Genomic DNA, 16,506 nt, shown 5'->3' with positions numbered 1-16,506 from the left:
GAGACAGCACAAAGTGCTGCAAGTGACGGCGAAACAGCTATTAATGGTGTGAGTGAAGCTGCTAAATTACAGGCAGCAAAGAATGATGCTGATGCAGCGTTGGTAGACGCAGCGCAAAATGCAATCTTAACGATTAACGGGGACACAAGTCTAACTGGACAACAGAAGGTTGACTTGATTGACCAAGTTAATAACGAGCTTGAAGAAGGCAAAGCAAACATCAATAATGCAACAACACCAGAGACAGCACAAAGTGCTGCAAGTGATGGTGAAACAGCTATTAATGGAGTGAGTGATGCTGCTAAGTTGCAAGCAGCAAAGAACGATGCCGTTAAGCAATTAGATCAAGCACGTAATAACACTATTGAGCAGATAAAGAACTCAGGTCTAAGTGCAGGGCGTCAGCAAGCATTAATTAACGAAGTAAATGCAGCACATGATGAGGCAGTCCAAAAGGTAAATGCGGACACAACTATTCCAGCAGTTAATCAAGATGTTGCGGATGGTTTAGCCGCAATTAGTCAAGTTCAAATAACGATGACGGGTGAGAGTGACCAGTTACATGCTGCTCAAGATGCAGTAAATAATGTATTGGCAGAAGCAACTCAAAATGCAATTGATGCGATTAACGATAACGATAGTTTGACTGCAGCTGAAAAGACAGATTTGATTAACAAGGTGAACGCAGCGGCTGATCAAGCAAAGGCAAACATTCATAATGCAACAACACCAGAAGCAGCACAAAGTGCTGAGAGCGCTGGTGAAACAGCTATTAATGGAGTGAGTGAAGCTGCTAAATTACAAGCAGCAAAGAACGATGCCGTTAAGCAATTAAATCAAGCATGCGATAACGTTGTTGAGCAAATTAAGCATTCAGGCTTAAGTGCAGAGCGTCAACAAGTTTTGATTAACGAAGTTAAAACGACATATGATACTGCTATTAATAAGATTAATGCAGATACAACTATTCCAGCGGTTAACCAAGATGCTGCCGATAGTTTGGCAGCAATCAATCAAATTAAGCTGACTGTGACTCATGAAGTTGCAAAATTAGATATTGCAAAGGATGCTGCTATTAATAAGTTAAATGAAGCTGCTCAAAATGCTATTACTGTAATTAAGAATAATAGTAGTTTGAAGGAGAATCAAAAAACACAATTAATAGCTCAAATTAATGAGATTGTTAGTCGAACTAAGCATAATATTAATTCGGCAACAACTTCTGAAGAAATAAATAATGCTGAAATGAATGGAGAACAAGATATTTCGGCTATTATTTCTTCAGCTAAATTGCAGGCGGCAAAGAATGATGCTATTTCTAAGTTAGAAACGGCTAAGCAACAGGCAATTTTGCATATCCAAGATTCAAAGTTAAGCGATTCTCAAAAAAATAAATTAATTGCTCAAATTAATACCGTGTATGATGGAGCTATTTCTAAGATTACTTTAGAAAATAATGTTTCTGATGTGGCTCAAGAAACTTTGAATGGCTTGAATCGTATTAAAGCAGTTGTAGTAGAATTTGAAGGTGAAATTAAGCAGTTGTCAATTAATAATGATGTTGCTAGCGACGATTTTGATTATGCAATTGACGATGAATTACAAAATGCTAATAATAATGAAATCAAGCAAGCTAAAACAGCTATTTTACCAAATACAAACGTTGGTAATTCGACAACTAACTTAGAGCTACTTACAGAGTCATTAGAATTGTTAGCACTAGTATCGTTAACAATCATAGAAGGAGGAAAAAATAAAAATCACATTATGAAAAAGTAAACACTTATTTTATGAGTAATTTGTTAAGATAACAAAGGATTAAGTTCGTAAATATGACTAATGTCATATTTACGAACTTTTTATTTTGAATACAAATATGATTATTTTTAGATATCAAAGTAATATAAATAACCTTATTAAAGTAATTAGTTTTCTTAATTATAAATAAAAAGTGGTAAATTAAAGATGTTGTTAAAACAATCTAGCTTTTGAAATGTAGAGGGGAGAAGCTATGGTGTAAACTACACTATAAAATGTATAAGGCTGGTAAGAAGTGGACGTTTGCTGTCATTGCAGGTTTTTCAGTGGTTATTGGAAGTGCAACTGTGACTAATTGGGTCTATGCTGATACCGGCGGGTTAAGTGCACCAAGTAGTGTTGTTACAAGTTCGTCAGTGTCAAGTAGTGGCAAGATAAGCACATCAAGTAATAATGAGCCGAAAAAATCTAGTGAGCTCACATTAATATCAAAAAGTAGTACAACAAATAAATACATGACAAAAAAAGACCATAAAACGGCAAACAAAGCAGTTTCGAATGGTAATAAAACAGGTAAGAAAGGTAATACACCTATAAAATTAACCTATCAATATTTAATCAATAGAGCAGGAATTTATTTACCTGATTCAATACATGTAAATAGGGATAATTTTCTGAATTATTTTAAGTTAGAAGGCGATGCAATATATGATGAGAACAAGGGGGTGGTAACTTTAGTGCCTGACGTAAACAATCGTGTTGGAAATCTGATTTAATTAATAAAATTGACTTAGATCATGATTTTTCTTTAGTTGGTCAAGTTAATTTGGAAAGTAATGGGCGTGGTGCTGATGGAATTGATATAGCTTTTCACAATGGTAATACTGATGATTTAGGTGTTTTTGGTGGAAGCAATGGAATTGGTGGATTAAATAATGCAACGGGATTCAAGTTAGATACTAGTAAATATGATAATAACCTAGCTGCTCTAATGATGTCGGCATCAACTGGATGGGCTAAGAATTTACACATGTTTAAAATTGATAGCTTTGATTATATCGGTAGTGAGAATGCCTACATATAGTATGTTGACGGAATAACAGGGAAACTATTACATTCAGACGAAGTTAATGGTCGACTCGGTGAAGTAATTGATTATAATCCTGATTCAATGATTAATGGTTTTATTAATCAAGGTTATAAATTGCATGGTAATGTTGGGGATTCATTTATAAGTCATGATAAGCAAATACCAGGCTACAAATTAGTTAAAACACCCGTCGATGGTATTATGACTAATGAATATTTGTCTAATAATGAACAGATAACGTTGGCAAATGGAAATATTTCAAATAATTTACAACAAAACAAGACGCAAAAAGATGTGCAGGCAATTTATTACCAGAGACAGGTGTAGAAGGTAAAGAAAATCACGCAGGCTTTTTTTGTAAGTGTATTGTTTATAACATTATCTAGTTTATTGGGAATATTTAACATACGTATTAAGAAAAATCATTGATTCATTTAATGGATTAAATATTTAATTTTGTTTTTTTATTGGTTAATGCGAGAAAAATATAAAAAGTTCGTAAATTCAATTTTTAATTCGAATTTACGGACTTTTGTTTATTTAAAAAAATTAATAATGAGAAAATCAAATAATTTAGTTACTTTTTTAATTCTTTTTAGACATATTTGAGATTTAATTGGAATATCATTTAATTGTAGAATTATCGTACTAATTGAAGAAGATTCTATGTTTTAAATGGGGAAAAAGGTAAATGGATATGAATAAAAAAAGATATTTACATTACAAAATGTATAAAGATGGCAAAAAATGGGTATTTGCGGGATTAACGTTTTTTACTTTTGGCGCAGGTGTTTTGGGTGTAAGTGATTCAGTTCATGCCGATAGTACAAATTCTTCCAATAATTCAATAGCTGATACAACAGAAACTATGAAATCAGCAGATATGTCATCTAATGTGGTAGTTCTACCTCAAAAGACAGCTGATACGACTGAACCTGCGAAAACAGTTACCAATAATACAGAAGTAAATACGTCGGGGGAAACCCAAACACAATCTACTGCTACAGTCAAAGTTGACAACAATACACAGAATACTAGTGCAGTCGATGCAACGAATAATCAAACACAATCAGATAAAGCTACTAATAATAGTGGTAACCAATCCATTAGTGATGATACACAAATAAGTAATGCTTCAAATGCAAATGGAATTAACAAGGCTCAAAGTGAATCGAATGTAGCTAGTTATAATAGTGCAACACACAGTAATGCTAATGTTATAAATGGTAGTACTAGTGAAAGTAACGTTAAGAATAATAAGCAGATAGCACCAGCACCTGTAACACAAAGGACAAATGCTAACGTGAATACTGCAAGTCCTGTTAAACAACCAATGAGTCGTACATTAAAAAAGACGAAGGACAACAGAATGCGGATGGGAAAAAACAATATTCATCGTTACCATATTCGCAAGGTATGCAATTTAACAAGGAATGTTCAGATGTAACGGCACCCAAAACTAATGTAGGGCAACCATCTAATGTTTATGATAAAAATAATATTAGTGCTGCTCAAAAGGAACGCTACGATTTATATAATAGGGATGGTATGACCAGCGGCAAATTATGGGAATATGACATGTCTAATTATTTAAATAATTCTAGTGCGTATATACAAAAAGATTGGGCAAATGCTGGAAAAATTAATGGTCGTCGTGTTACTTTCCATGAAAAATTCCACGATTTTGTCCCTCAAAAAAATGCAGACAGCAGATTTGGATACACATTTGTGATTAGTGACAATCCGATTACTAATGTTGATGTCTACAATATGAATTTTAAAGTAACTTTTTGGTTCACGTATGAAGATGGTAGTATTGTACCAATTTCTCAAATGGGAACAAATCAAGCATCTAAAAATGGCAATAATTCAATTTTTTATTTTATGACGGGTTCATTAACGTCACAGTCTGACACAAGTCGTAATCGGCGTGAATATGCACAAACTAACGATGCTAACACTGTATTGATTTCAAAAGATCCAATTCATAATCCTGAAACCGGTTTTACTTCTGATCCATCATCTATGGGACTAGATACTATTGTTGGTTCGGGTGATGGGGTAACAAATGCGTATACTAACACTAAGCCTTTAGATTATCAATCAAATGATAATTCGGATACCAATCCAGATTATTATGCACTACAAGATGGTGTTACTTTTACTGACTTTACAACAGATATGCCTACTTTTTCATTAGGTGCTGTGCCAATCCATGCAGATCAACCATGGTGGCATGGTAATCATAATATGAATTCGGATTTGGTTTCTTTTACGCATTATAATGTGGTAGGTGTTAGTCATATTAACGAAACGATTGATTATGTTGATCAATCCGGTAAGCAAATGGCGCCACAACATAAATCGGAGCCGGTAACCTTCGTTACTGTGAAATCTTGGGATGGTCAAATAATCACCTATTATAAAAAAGGGTACCATGAAGAACCAGATATTGATGAGAATGGTGTTCCAGACAATTCATGGATAAGAGCAGACAACTATGATTTTGACGCTGTAAAGAATCCTGATATAAATAATTATCATGTTATTAGTAATGATGCTCCTAATTCTGATTTGAGTCAGGTATCTAAGCAAGGTGTTAACAGTAATTCTGAAGACTTACATTTCACAGTTGTTTATGCACCAGCATATACAATAGAAACGTCTGAAGTTAATGAGACCGTTACGTATGTTGATACAGAAGGTAATCAGGTAGCGGACCCTGCATCAGCAAAGCCAATACATTTTATGACAGTGAAGAATCCGGTTGATGGAACATCAACGACATATTATTCTACGACAACTACAGATACTACTTTAGACCCTAACACGGGCGTTCCAAGTGCAGCAGGATGGAACAAGGGAGATAATACGCAATTACTTGCCATTATGAATCCTAATGTTCCAGGGTATCATGTTGTTGAAACGACGGATCCTAGTGGTGATTTAACTCAAATACCAGTTAAAGTCGTTGATTCTGGAACAGGAAATTTGAATTATAAAGTAACATATGCAGCTAATAAACCAGTAAATCCAGATGAACCAAATAAACCGGATAAGCCAGTAAATCCAGATGAGCCAAACAAACCGGATAAGCCAGTAAATCCAGATGAGCCAAACAAACCGGATAAGCCAGTAAATCCAGATGAGCCAAACAAACCGGATAAGCCAGTAAATCCAGATGAGCCAAACAAGCCGGATAAGCCAGTAAATCCAGATGAGCCAAACAAACCGGATAAGCCAGTAAATCCAGATGAGCCAAACAAACCGGATAAGCCAGTAAATCCAGATAAACCAAATATACTGAACAAGCCAATGATCCCTAATAAACCTGCTTATACTGAACCTAGTGTATTAGTGCCAAATAAAGGATCAATCGGAAAGAATAACACTTTGTCTACAAATAATGAAGTACAACAGAGTCAGGGACTATCACAAAAATTAGATGGTAGTTTGATAGGGGCGAAGTTGCCAAAGACAGGTGTTGTTGAACGGCGTAATAATTTTATCTTTGCTGGTATGATGATGTTAACTATAAGTGTTATCGTTTGGTTAAGTACTCGACGTAAGAAAGATGAACAATAATAGTTGATTTTTTGATATTTATTTAATGATTAGCAATTTATTATGAAATAATTAGATTGTTAATCTTTTTTTATTTACGAAAATGTCAGTGTATTAATTGCTTATCTTAATCTTATTTTAAGTTACATTTATAAAATAAAAAAAGATGTTTTTTGTGTGAATAAATAAAATACTTTTTTGATAAAAATAGTCCATAATTTAACTTTCGTGAATTGATTTATAAATAGTAAAATATTTCAACCGGTAATTTTATATACAATTATTTATATAAATTATCTTTACTTTAAATAACAAGAAGAAGGCCAAGATGATGGAAAAATTAGATAATTTAAAGTTTTTAGGTCGTTTGTTAGAAATGAACGTTGATTATTATCAGCGTAATATGCGTAAAAAGATACAAGGTCTTCTACCAGAACAACATACAAGTAGAATTTATAACATTTTAAATGTTTGTGTGGATCAATCTTTTAATTTAGTACGTGATGCAGATAATTATTATTTAGTAATTAGTTTTGGGGATGATGAATACTTAGTAATGCAACCAGAAATGTCAGCCCCATTATATTCTAGTAAAAATCTAGCGTTGTTTACATTGACACCACAAGTTAAACCAGTATTGCAGTTTGCTTATCAGTTATTAAAAGAAACTTCAGCACCAGATTGGCCATTATATTCGTTTTATTTGGATGATACAGTCAGCGAATCAAAGCCACTTACAGAATTTTTACCTGAAGAAGAAAAAGAAATGCAAGATAACTTTGCTGGATTGTTAGATGCATTTAACAAGTTAGATGAGAACCGGATGATTTACTATCTAAGGTCTAAATTACGTAGTAAACAATACGGTAAAATATTTAAAGATAAAAACTATCTACGGGGGCAAAAAGATAGCTTAATTGCTTATTTGGCTGTCTTGAATGAATCAGCTATTCGAAATAATTATCCAGTGGATGAAGCCTATTATATCTTTAATCAGATTATTGCCAAAATAGAAATTCAGGAAACACAAATTTCTTTTGATTTATGGTTAGAAAATATTACTTTATATTATTTTAACGAGTTGAAACGTTACTTTAAGGCAAACAATATGCCAATCGCTGAGCGAGTACAAAGCTATATTATTGAGCATATTACTTATCGTTTAAGCTTACAGGATTTAAGTAGCGTATTTGGTTATTCGGAGCGGTATTTAAATAGAAAATTTAAAGAGCATTATAAGACAACTATTAAACAATATGTGTTGTCTAAAAAAATTGATGTTGCTAAAAAGATGTTAATGACGACCGATTTTAGCTTGAAATATATAGCAATGCGGTTGTCGTTTACGACTACTAGTCATTTTATTCAGGTATTTAAATCGATTGTTGGTTTAACGCCAAAACAGTATAGTAAAACAACAGCAGAAAAGGCCGATGAAGCTCGTCTGCAAGAAGATAAAAGTGGTGAAATGATTATTGCCGAATAAAAGAAATAGTGTTCAGCTCGTGAATTATCACGGGCTGTTTTACTATAGAGAAAATTAAGTAGACAGTTTAGAAGGGTTTAGTATTATTCTTTTTAGATAGCTCTTTTTAAGTTGTTAACTTATGATAAAATTACTTGTTAGGAAAGTATATTAAAAAGGACCGGATAAGCTAATGGGGACGGTTGAGACATATCGACAACTTGAATTAAATTTAGGTGATGATTGGCAATTTACGCCAAGCAAGCATAGTCGTGTAGGCATGTTAAAGGAAATTTTGTCGTGGATTGGGCATCCTGAGCGACGCTTATCTGTGATTCATATTGTTGGTTCAAATGGTAAGGGATCAACAGGTGTGATGATTAGTAAGGTTTTGGTATCTGCTGGTTATCGTGTGGGTCATTTTTCAACACCTGCAATTTTAACTGATCGTGAAGTAGTAACAATTAATGGTCAGATGATTAGTGAGAAAGAAGTGATGTATCATTACAAACGTATCATGGTTGAGATTAAAAACCATGGTGGTGATGATAAGACACTAACTAAATTTGAAATGTGGACATTAATTGCGCTATGTCATTTTGCAAAGCAAGAAGTGCAATTTGCTATTTTAGAAGCTGGTGTTGGCGGCACCGGTGATGCAACAAATGTTATCGAATCACCACTTGTGGTTGCCATTACAAAAATTTCTGATGATCATTCAGAGTTTTTAGGACACAATCTGTTAAAAATTGCTGAAAATGTTGCTGGTGCGATTAAGCCAGGCAGTTTGGTAGTTAATTACCCTGGTCAGGATATTGAAGTATTCAAAATACTTCATGAAAAAGCTGAGCAAGTTGATGCAACATGGAATCCATACGACAAACCTAAGATTACTTTGGTGCGTTCTTCACCAGAAGGCTTAGTATTAAATGTTGATCAATTAGAGGGCTTAAAATTGTCATTAACCGGTGCTTATCAAGCAAATAATTTGAGTACGGTATTACAGATTGTCACTATTCTAAAGAATAGACGTATTTCAATACCTGACGTTGCGGTAGCCGAGGCATTAGCACATGTTAAAATTACTGGTCGAATGGAATTTGATAGTAAAAATAATATTTTATATGATGCTGCGCATAATCCTAATGGTATAACAAGTTTAGTTGCAACGATTCGTTCTTGGCATCTACCGTTCAAACCGACTGTTATTTTAGGCCTAGTGAAGGGAAAAAATACGTCGGAAATGTTGGATGAATTACTACCATATGTTTCGACTATTATTGCTGTAACACCAGATTCAAAGAATGCAATGTCTGCTGATGAATTGGCAGCTAAAATTGTTTTAACAAGTGATGTCGATGTAGAAATTGCAGACGATTCAACAGCAGCTGTTTCACTAGCACGTCAGGTTCGAGAATCTTCGAAAGCCCTTATTGTGGTGACAGGTTCTGTTTATACGTTACGGGCAATTGAAAAGGAAGGTATTTAATCATGCAACGTCTAATTATTGCGTCAAATAATACACATAAAACGAATGAAATGATTAATTATCTAGCAGTTTTGGGGATGGAAGGTATTAATTATCGACAAGTAATTGATCAAATTGCATTTCCACCTGAAACGACAGATGATATGGCACAAAATGCTTTAGTGAAGGCACAAACGATTCATCAACTTTTACCAAATGAATATGTGTTAGCTGATGATTCAGCATTGTTTATTCCAGCAATTCCTGATCATTTTGGCGTAACGACGATGCGTGAATTTAAGGCGCATCAATTGCGAGGGGATGATGAAATTAATCAATATGTTTTGCAGCAATTACCATCAGATGCATCACGAAAGGCTTATTTATTAGCTGATTTTGTGGTGATATCACCCGCAAATAAAGTGTATACTTCACAAGGTAAGGGTGGCGTTAAATTGGTTACCGTACCGCGTGGTAATCGTAATGGGTTAGACGAACTTTTAGAGACAGAGAATGGACTAACCCTTGCAGAAATAGATATGCCTGAACGTGTACATTATGCCCATCGTGGTCGCGCTGCAATTAAAATGAAAAACCAACTGCAACAGGCTGGTGAATTAGAAAAAGAAAGTAAGAAAGAGGACTAAATGTCATGACACTCACTGCAGATAACATAACAACGTTATTAGCTGATCAAGATTTATTAATATCAGCACCAAACTTTGATGGTGAAATACAACATTTAGCCTATAATTCAAAAGATGTTGTGCCTGGTACTTTATTGTTTATTAAGGGGAATTTTAAACCTGAATATTTAGATGATGCAATTACACAAGGTGTGACGGCGATTGTTGCACCTGAAACTTTTGTACATGAAACTGGATTACCAACTTGGGTTGCCGATGATGTTCCTGCAGCAATGAGCATCATTGCAATGGCCTATTATGGATATCCCCAAAATGATTTGGCATTAATTGGTATTACTGGTACAAAAGGTAAAACATCAACGGCTTATATGGCGTATGAAATTCTACGTTCATATACGCATGACAAGGTGGCATTATCATCAACTTTGCAAGTTATTACTGGTAACGAACCAAAGTTCCATTATCGTGCTCATTTGACGACGCCGGAATCACTTGATTTATTCCGTTGGATGCGTGAAGCTGTCGACAATGGTATGACCCATATGGTAATGGAAGTCTCTTCACAAGCATTTAAGATGCGCCGTGTTTATGGGCTACGCTATAATGTAGGTATCTTTTTGAATATTAGTCCTGATCATATTGGTGAAAATGAGCATCCAACATTTGAGGATTATCTTGCTCATAAGATGATGCTGTTTGATCATTCTGAACAAATTGTTCTGAACGTCGATAGTGATTATTTTGGTACTTTGATTGAACGTGCCGAAATGAACGTACCACGTGATGGTATTTGGCTATATGGACAAGAAGATGCTGATTCACCAAAGGCAGATGCTTACTTTGAAGCGACTGATACTAACCTACATGGTAGTGTCTTTAAGGTACGTGAGGTAGGACAACAAGCAGAACATTTGCATATTAATGGTGAGTATAAACTTGATATGCCGGGTGATTTCAACCAAAGTAATGCATTAGCAGCAATGATTGCGACACGTTTGGTTGGTGCAGATGCACCAGCAATGGCTGAAGGTTTGGAAGTTGTCAAAGTACCAGGACGTATGCAAATCTTAAATACAAAGTCACATGGTACGGTATACGTTGACTATGCACATAATTATGCATCGATTGCGGCTTTGTTACATTTTGTTCGTCAGAATGAATCCGTTAATAAATTAACTGTCGTTGTTGGTGCTCCTGGAAACAAGGGTGTGTCACGACGACCAGGAATCGGTAAAGCTGTCAGTGAAGGCGCAGATATTGTCTACCTAACAAGCGATGATCCACAATATGAGGATCCTGCTAAGATTGCTGATGAAATTCAAGCAGCTATTATAAATCCAAACGTGACGATTCATCGTGAATTAGATCGCACAACAGCTATTGCTGAAGCAATTAAAAACGCTGGACCAGATGATGTCGTTGTTTTAGCAGCTAAGGGACTAGATGAGTATCAAAAAATTAATGGTGTTGATATGCCGTATGAAAATGATTGGGCGATTGCACAAAGAGTAGATTCTGAGCTAGAGTGCTAGTTTTTAGATGCAAAATTTGTTATAATTTATAGAATTGTCGTAAAAATGACTAACAAATTTGTTAATAAAACTAAAAATAACCTCAGTTTTTAAAGTAAAGGGGATAGTAGCATGGCTAAAGATCCAGTAGAAAATACATCAGAATTTGATTTGGGTGACTTTGTTGCCGGAAAGAAATTCGCAAATTTTGAACATGATTTCAAAGGTATCGTTGAAAAAATTTATGAGCATTCATTATTGGTAGTAATTACTGAAAATGATCCTGAAGATGATGCAACGGTTAATGAATATAATCATCGTGCTGTTTTGCGTATGTCAGATACGAAAATCTTGGTAAAGACTGACAATCCAGCCCCACGTCCTGAAAAGGAAGATGATGAAAAAGCCGATAAAAAGGCTGATAAGAAAGATGCTAAAGGAGACAAAGCATAATGGATTACAAGAATCACATTGCACAAAAAATTGCTGCAGTTGTTCCTGAATTGGATGATGCAACGATTCTTTCAAAAATTGAAGTACCTAAGGATGCTAGCATGGGTGACTATGCCTTTCCAGCATTCCTATTAGCAAAGTCACGCCGCATGGCACCACAACAAATTGCTAATGATATCGTTTCTGATATTGATACTGAGGACTTCAAAGATGTGAAGGCGGTTGGTCCTTATGTTAACTTTTTCTTGGATCAAGCACAATTTGGAGCGGAAACGTTAGCTGATGTTTTGCGTAACTCTGAATATGGACACAATACGGATGGTGAAGCAGGGCATATTACAATTGATATGTCATCACCTAATATTGCTAAGCCAATGTCAATGGGTCACTTGCGTTCAACAGTTATTGGAAATTCATTGGCCGAAATTGCTAAAGCTAATGGTTACCAACCAATTAAGATTAACCATCTAGGTGATTGGGGAACCCAATTCGGTAAGTTAATGTCTGCTTATAAGCGTTGGGGATCTGAAGAAGAAGTTAAAGCAGATCCAATTAACACACTAGTAAAGTACTATGTGCGTTTCCACGAAGAAGCTGAGAAGCAACCTGAATTAAATGATGAGGGTCGCGCTTGGTTTAAGAAGCTTGAAGATGGGGATGAAGAGGCTCATCAATTGTGGTCATGGTTCCGTGAAGAATCTTTGAAGGAATTCATGGAGTTGTACAAAGACTTAGACATCGATTTTGATTCATTTAACGGTGAAGCTTTCTACAATGATAAGATGGATGCAGTTATTGACACCCTTAAAGAGAAGAACTTATTGGTTGAATCACAGGGTGCACAAGTTGTTGATTTAACTGATGAAGGGCTAAATGTTGCTATGATTCAACGTACTGATGGCGCAACATTGTACATGACACGTGATTTGGCAGCTGCAATCTTCCGTAAGAACAACTATAATTTCGTGAAGTCATTATATGTTGTCGGTGGTGAGCAACGTGAACACTTCAAGCAATTAAAGGCCGTTTTGAGTAAAATGGGTTACGAATGGGCTGATGATATTGAGCACATTCCATTTGGTATGATTACGGTTGGTGGTAAGAAATTGTCAACACGTTCAGGTCGTATCATCTTATTGAAGGATGTTTTGGCAGATTCAGTTAAGTTAGCTACAGATCAAATTAATGAAAAGAATCCTGATTTAGCTAATAAGGAAGAAGTTGCACATGAAGTTGGAACAGGAGCTGTGGTATTCCACGACTTGATGAACGAACGTTTGGGAGACTTTGACTTTAAGCTAGAAGAAGTGGTTCGTTTCGAAGGTGATACTGGTCCATATGTACAATATACTAATGCACGTGCACAATCAATTTTGCGCAAGGCTGGTAATCCAGAATTGGATCTAACAAACTTGGTTATCGATGATGATAATGTTTGGGAAACTGAAAAGTTAGTTGCAAACTTTGGTGACACTGTTCGTCGCGCTTGGCGTGATCGTGAACCATCTGTTATTGCAAAGTACGCATTAAACTTGTCACGTACATTCAATAAATACTATGCAAACTCAAAAATTTTGGTTGAAGATGATCAATTAAATGCACGTTTGGCATTGGTATCAGCAGTGTCATATATTTTGACAGAATCATTGCGTTTGTTGGGTGTTAAAGCACCAAAAGAAATGTAAAATTTGAAGCTGAATTAAAAAAGTTGGGACAGAAGAAGATGTCCCAACTTTTTTTGGTTGAAAGTGTATCATATAGCCAAATTTAAGCTAAACAGTTGAATATGTTAAAATAAGACGGGTGAAACTATCCGAGTGGTAGTAACTAAAATGTAAAGAGGAATGAAACATGGCTTTAAAAAAACAAGAACGCCAAATGATGATTCTTGAAATTTTGGCACATGACGTAATTGATTCTCAAGAAGAGATTTTACATCGTTTACAAGATGCAGGAATTGCGGTTACACAAGCAACTGTATCACGTGATATTAAGGAACTACGTATTGTTCGTCAACCAGATGCTAAAGGGCGATCAAGATATCAAGTTATGTCTGATCAACCTGCTACTAGCAAAAATGAGGGTGATCAAATCAAACGTGGTTTTGCTGATATGGCTGCCACCATTGTTCCGGTAGAATTTATGATTGTTGTTAAAACGACACAGGGTAACGGTAATCGATTGGCAGCGATGATTGATGATGCTGACATGCCTGAAATTGTGGGGACTTTAGCGGGTCATAACACAATTTATGTGACGACACGTTCGGCTGACGTTGCACTTACTGTTGCTGAACAATTTAACCAATGGATGCAATAATATGAAAGAATTTTTGGAAAAAATAAAAGAATGGTGGCAACAAAAAACACTGCCAATTAAAACATGGGCGCAGCGTGTTTTTGCACCAATTATTCGGTGGCATAAACGCTATTGTCAGCCATTCTATGCTTGGATTAAAAAGACTTTTGGTCCATTTTGGCATCGATTTCAGGTTAATCGATGGTTGATTACACTATTTCTAACGCTGTTTTTGGTAGTGAGTGTCTTAGGAACATTTGAAGCCAAAACGACAGATGTGACGGACTTGAAAAAGCGATTGCAATCAACAACTGAAATTTATGATGATGCTGGTAATAAGGCAGGTAGTTTATCTGGTCAAAAAGGAACGTATGTCAAATTCCAGAATATCTCGCCACATGCTGTGAATGCTGTTATTGCGACTGAGGATCGAAATTTTTACAAAGAACATGGTTTTTCTATTAAAGGAATGACCCGTGGTGTATTAACAACGATATGGTATCGAATTCGTGGTAGTCATGTTTCAGTTGGAGGGTCAACTCTAACGCAACAACTAGTAAAGAATGCGTTTTTAAGCCAAGATCAGACAGTGATTCGTAAAGTCCGTGAGTTATTCTTATCAATTCAAGTTGAAAAAGAATATTCAAAGCATGAGATTTTAGCTATGTATTTGAATAATGCATACTTTGGTCATGGTGTTTGGGGGATTCAGGATGCATCACAAAAGTATTTTGGTGTTGATGCTGCTGACTTGTCAGTCTCGCAAGGGGCAATGTTGATTGGTATGTTACAATCGCCGAATGGGTATGACCCATTAACCTACCATGATGCTGCTAAGAGTCGTCGAGATCAGGTTCTAGAAAATTTGGTCTCAACAAAATATTTGACCCAAGCACAAGCAAATTATAATGCTGATTTGCCGATTGATGCTTCTGACCATGAGGTAGATAACTCAAACTACAACTATCCTTATTATTTTGATTCTGTTATTAATGAAGCAATGAGTACGTATAATCTAAAAGAGCAAGACATTTTAGACAATGGTTATAAGATTTATACGACATTGAATCAAAATGATCAGACTAATTTACAAGATGATTATGATAATCCTAATTTGAATCCTATCGGCGACGGCTCACAAGCTGCTTCAATTGTTATGGACGCCAAAACAGGTGGTGTTCGAGCTGTTATTGGTGGTCGTGGTGAACACGTCTTTAGAGGATTTAATCGTGCAACACAATCTCGTCGTTCACCTGGATCAACGATTAAGCCAATTGTTGATTACGGACCATCGTTATCACGTGGCTTTTCATACGATTCTGATTTAAAGAATAGTAAGATGAGTTTTGGAACGAATGGTTATTCACCTTCAAATTATGGTGATTACACTAGTGAAAAGATTCCAATGTATCAAGCATTGGAGAATTCATACAATATTCCAGCTGTTTGGTTGCTTGATCAAATGGGTGTATCAGTCGGTTATGAAGCAGCTCAAAAAGCAGGGCTACCTTTGGCAAAATCTGATAAAAATCTAGCATTAGCAATTGGGGGTTTGAAGAAAGGTGTAACACCACTTGAAATGACTCAAGCCTATACAAGTTTTGCAAATGGCGGTCAAATGAGCAAAGGACACTTCATCACTAAGATTGTTGATGCTTCTGGTAAGACAATTGCTCAAGCCAAGGAGAAGCATACGCGTCTTTGGTCTAGAAAAGTTGCTAATGAAATGACATCAATGATGTTAGGCGTTTATACACATGGAACAGGTGCTTCCGCTGATCCAGCTGGTTATGATGTTGCTGGTAAAACGGGGACTACTGAAGTTTCTGGAACAGACTCGACGAGTGATAATGCTACTGATTCATGGGCGATTGCTTATACGCCGGATGTTGTGGTAACAACTTGGACGGGATATGATGAAACAGATGCTAACCATACAATTTCGGCGTACTTATCACAAACATCGGGTCCATTGATGAAAACAACACTTGAACAGGTTATCCCAAATACAAAACAAACTAAGTTTAGTGTTAAGAGTGTCCGTAGTAAGATGGCGATAACCGAAGACGATGATTCTAAGGTAAGTGGGATTAAAGATAATATTGCTGATATCGGGGATCAAATTAAGCAAGGTGCTTCATCAACTTGGGATAATGTTAAAGATGGAGCCAAGAAGGCTTGGTCAGGTATTCAATCATTAATACCATAGTTGTTAAAAATATGAGATAATGGTTATATTATAAAAGATGGGA

Annotated in this window: 14 protein-coding genes; all 14 read left to right on the top strand. The window is 35.7% G+C overall.

Annotated elements, in window-relative coordinates:
• Window positions 1-1,779, top strand: a 1,779-nt coding sequence (locus GA0061074_RS02155) for a DUF1542 domain-containing protein (protein WP_143699428.1), incomplete at its 5' end; no start/stop codon positions are given.
• A 209-nt stretch (window positions 1,780-1,988) separates the two neighbouring features.
• Window positions 1,989-2,534 carry a KxYKxGKxW signal peptide domain-containing protein gene (locus GA0061074_RS02150; protein ID WP_275668780.1) on the top strand — a complete coding sequence of 182 codons (546 nt, stop codon included), beginning with the start codon at window positions 1,989-1,991 and terminating at the stop codon, window positions 2,532-2,534.
• Window positions 2,535-2,584: 50 nt separating this feature from the next.
• Window positions 2,585-2,842: a lectin-like domain-containing protein gene (locus tag GA0061074_RS02145; RefSeq protein WP_092461461.1), complete on the top strand. Its 258-nt coding sequence runs from the start codon at window positions 2,585-2,587 to the stop codon at window positions 2,840-2,842.
• A 12-nt stretch (window positions 2,843-2,854) separates the two neighbouring features.
• On the top strand, window positions 2,855-3,175 hold the full coding sequence (locus GA0061074_RS02140) for a mucin-binding protein (RefSeq protein WP_159426642.1): 321 nt from the start codon (window positions 2,855-2,857) through the stop codon (window positions 3,173-3,175).
• Between the two features lie 364 nt (window positions 3,176-3,539).
• Window positions 3,540-4,295, top strand: a complete 756-nt coding sequence (locus GA0061074_RS02135; protein ID WP_092461459.1) for a KxYKxGKxW signal peptide domain-containing protein — start codon at window positions 3,540-3,542, stop codon at window positions 4,293-4,295.
• Window positions 4,265-6,433, top strand: a complete 2,169-nt coding sequence (locus GA0061074_RS09280; protein ID WP_092461458.1) for a mucin-binding protein — start codon at window positions 4,265-4,267, stop codon at window positions 6,431-6,433. Before GA0061074_RS02135 ends, GA0061074_RS09280 begins: the two co-directional genes overlap by 31 nt.
• Before the next feature lie 307 nt (window positions 6,434-6,740).
• Window positions 6,741-7,898 carry a helix-turn-helix domain-containing protein gene (locus tag GA0061074_RS02125; RefSeq protein WP_092461457.1) on the top strand — a complete coding sequence of 386 codons (1,158 nt, stop codon included), beginning with the start codon at window positions 6,741-6,743 and terminating at the stop codon, window positions 7,896-7,898.
• A gap of 172 nt (window positions 7,899-8,070) precedes the next feature.
• Entirely contained in the window at window positions 8,071-9,366 is a 1,296-nt protein-coding gene (locus GA0061074_RS02120; RefSeq protein WP_092461456.1) for a bifunctional folylpolyglutamate synthase/dihydrofolate synthase, read from the top strand.
• A 2-nt stretch (window positions 9,367-9,368) separates the two neighbouring features.
• Window positions 9,369-9,992: a non-canonical purine NTP pyrophosphatase gene (locus GA0061074_RS02115; RefSeq protein WP_240005835.1), complete on the top strand. Its 624-nt coding sequence runs from the start codon at window positions 9,369-9,371 to the stop codon at window positions 9,990-9,992.
• Between the two features lie 5 nt (window positions 9,993-9,997).
• Window positions 9,998-11,524, top strand: coding sequence for a UDP-N-acetylmuramoyl-L-alanyl-D-glutamate--2,6-diaminopimelate ligase (locus tag GA0061074_RS02110; RefSeq protein ID WP_092461454.1), 1,527 nt, complete (start codon window positions 9,998-10,000; stop codon window positions 11,522-11,524).
• Window positions 11,525-11,635: 111 nt separating this feature from the next.
• Window positions 11,636-11,956 (top strand): hypothetical protein, encoded by a 321-nt coding sequence (locus GA0061074_RS02105; RefSeq protein ID WP_092461453.1) that lies wholly within the window; start codon window positions 11,636-11,638, stop codon window positions 11,954-11,956.
• Entirely contained in the window at window positions 11,956-13,641 is a 1,686-nt protein-coding gene (argS, locus tag GA0061074_RS02100) for an arginine--tRNA ligase (RefSeq protein WP_092461452.1), read from the top strand. Before GA0061074_RS02105 ends, argS begins: the two co-directional genes overlap by 1 nt.
• A gap of 166 nt (window positions 13,642-13,807) precedes the next feature.
• Window positions 13,808-14,275 (top strand): arginine repressor, encoded by a 468-nt coding sequence (locus GA0061074_RS02095; RefSeq protein WP_092461451.1) that lies wholly within the window; start codon window positions 13,808-13,810, stop codon window positions 14,273-14,275.
• A 1-nt stretch (window position 14,276) separates the two neighbouring features.
• Complete coding sequence (locus GA0061074_RS02090) at window positions 14,277-16,463, top strand: transglycosylase domain-containing protein (protein WP_092461450.1); 2,187 nt, start codon at window positions 14,277-14,279, stop codon at window positions 16,461-16,463.
• The last annotated feature ends 43 nt before the right edge of the window (window positions 16,464-16,506 follow it).

The organism is Weissella bombi, from assembly GCF_900094835.1.
In the GTDB taxonomy this organism is placed as follows: Bacteria; Bacillota; Bacilli; order Lactobacillales; family Lactobacillaceae; genus Weissella; species Weissella bombi.
This window is presented reverse-complemented; position numbering and strand designations above follow the sequence as displayed.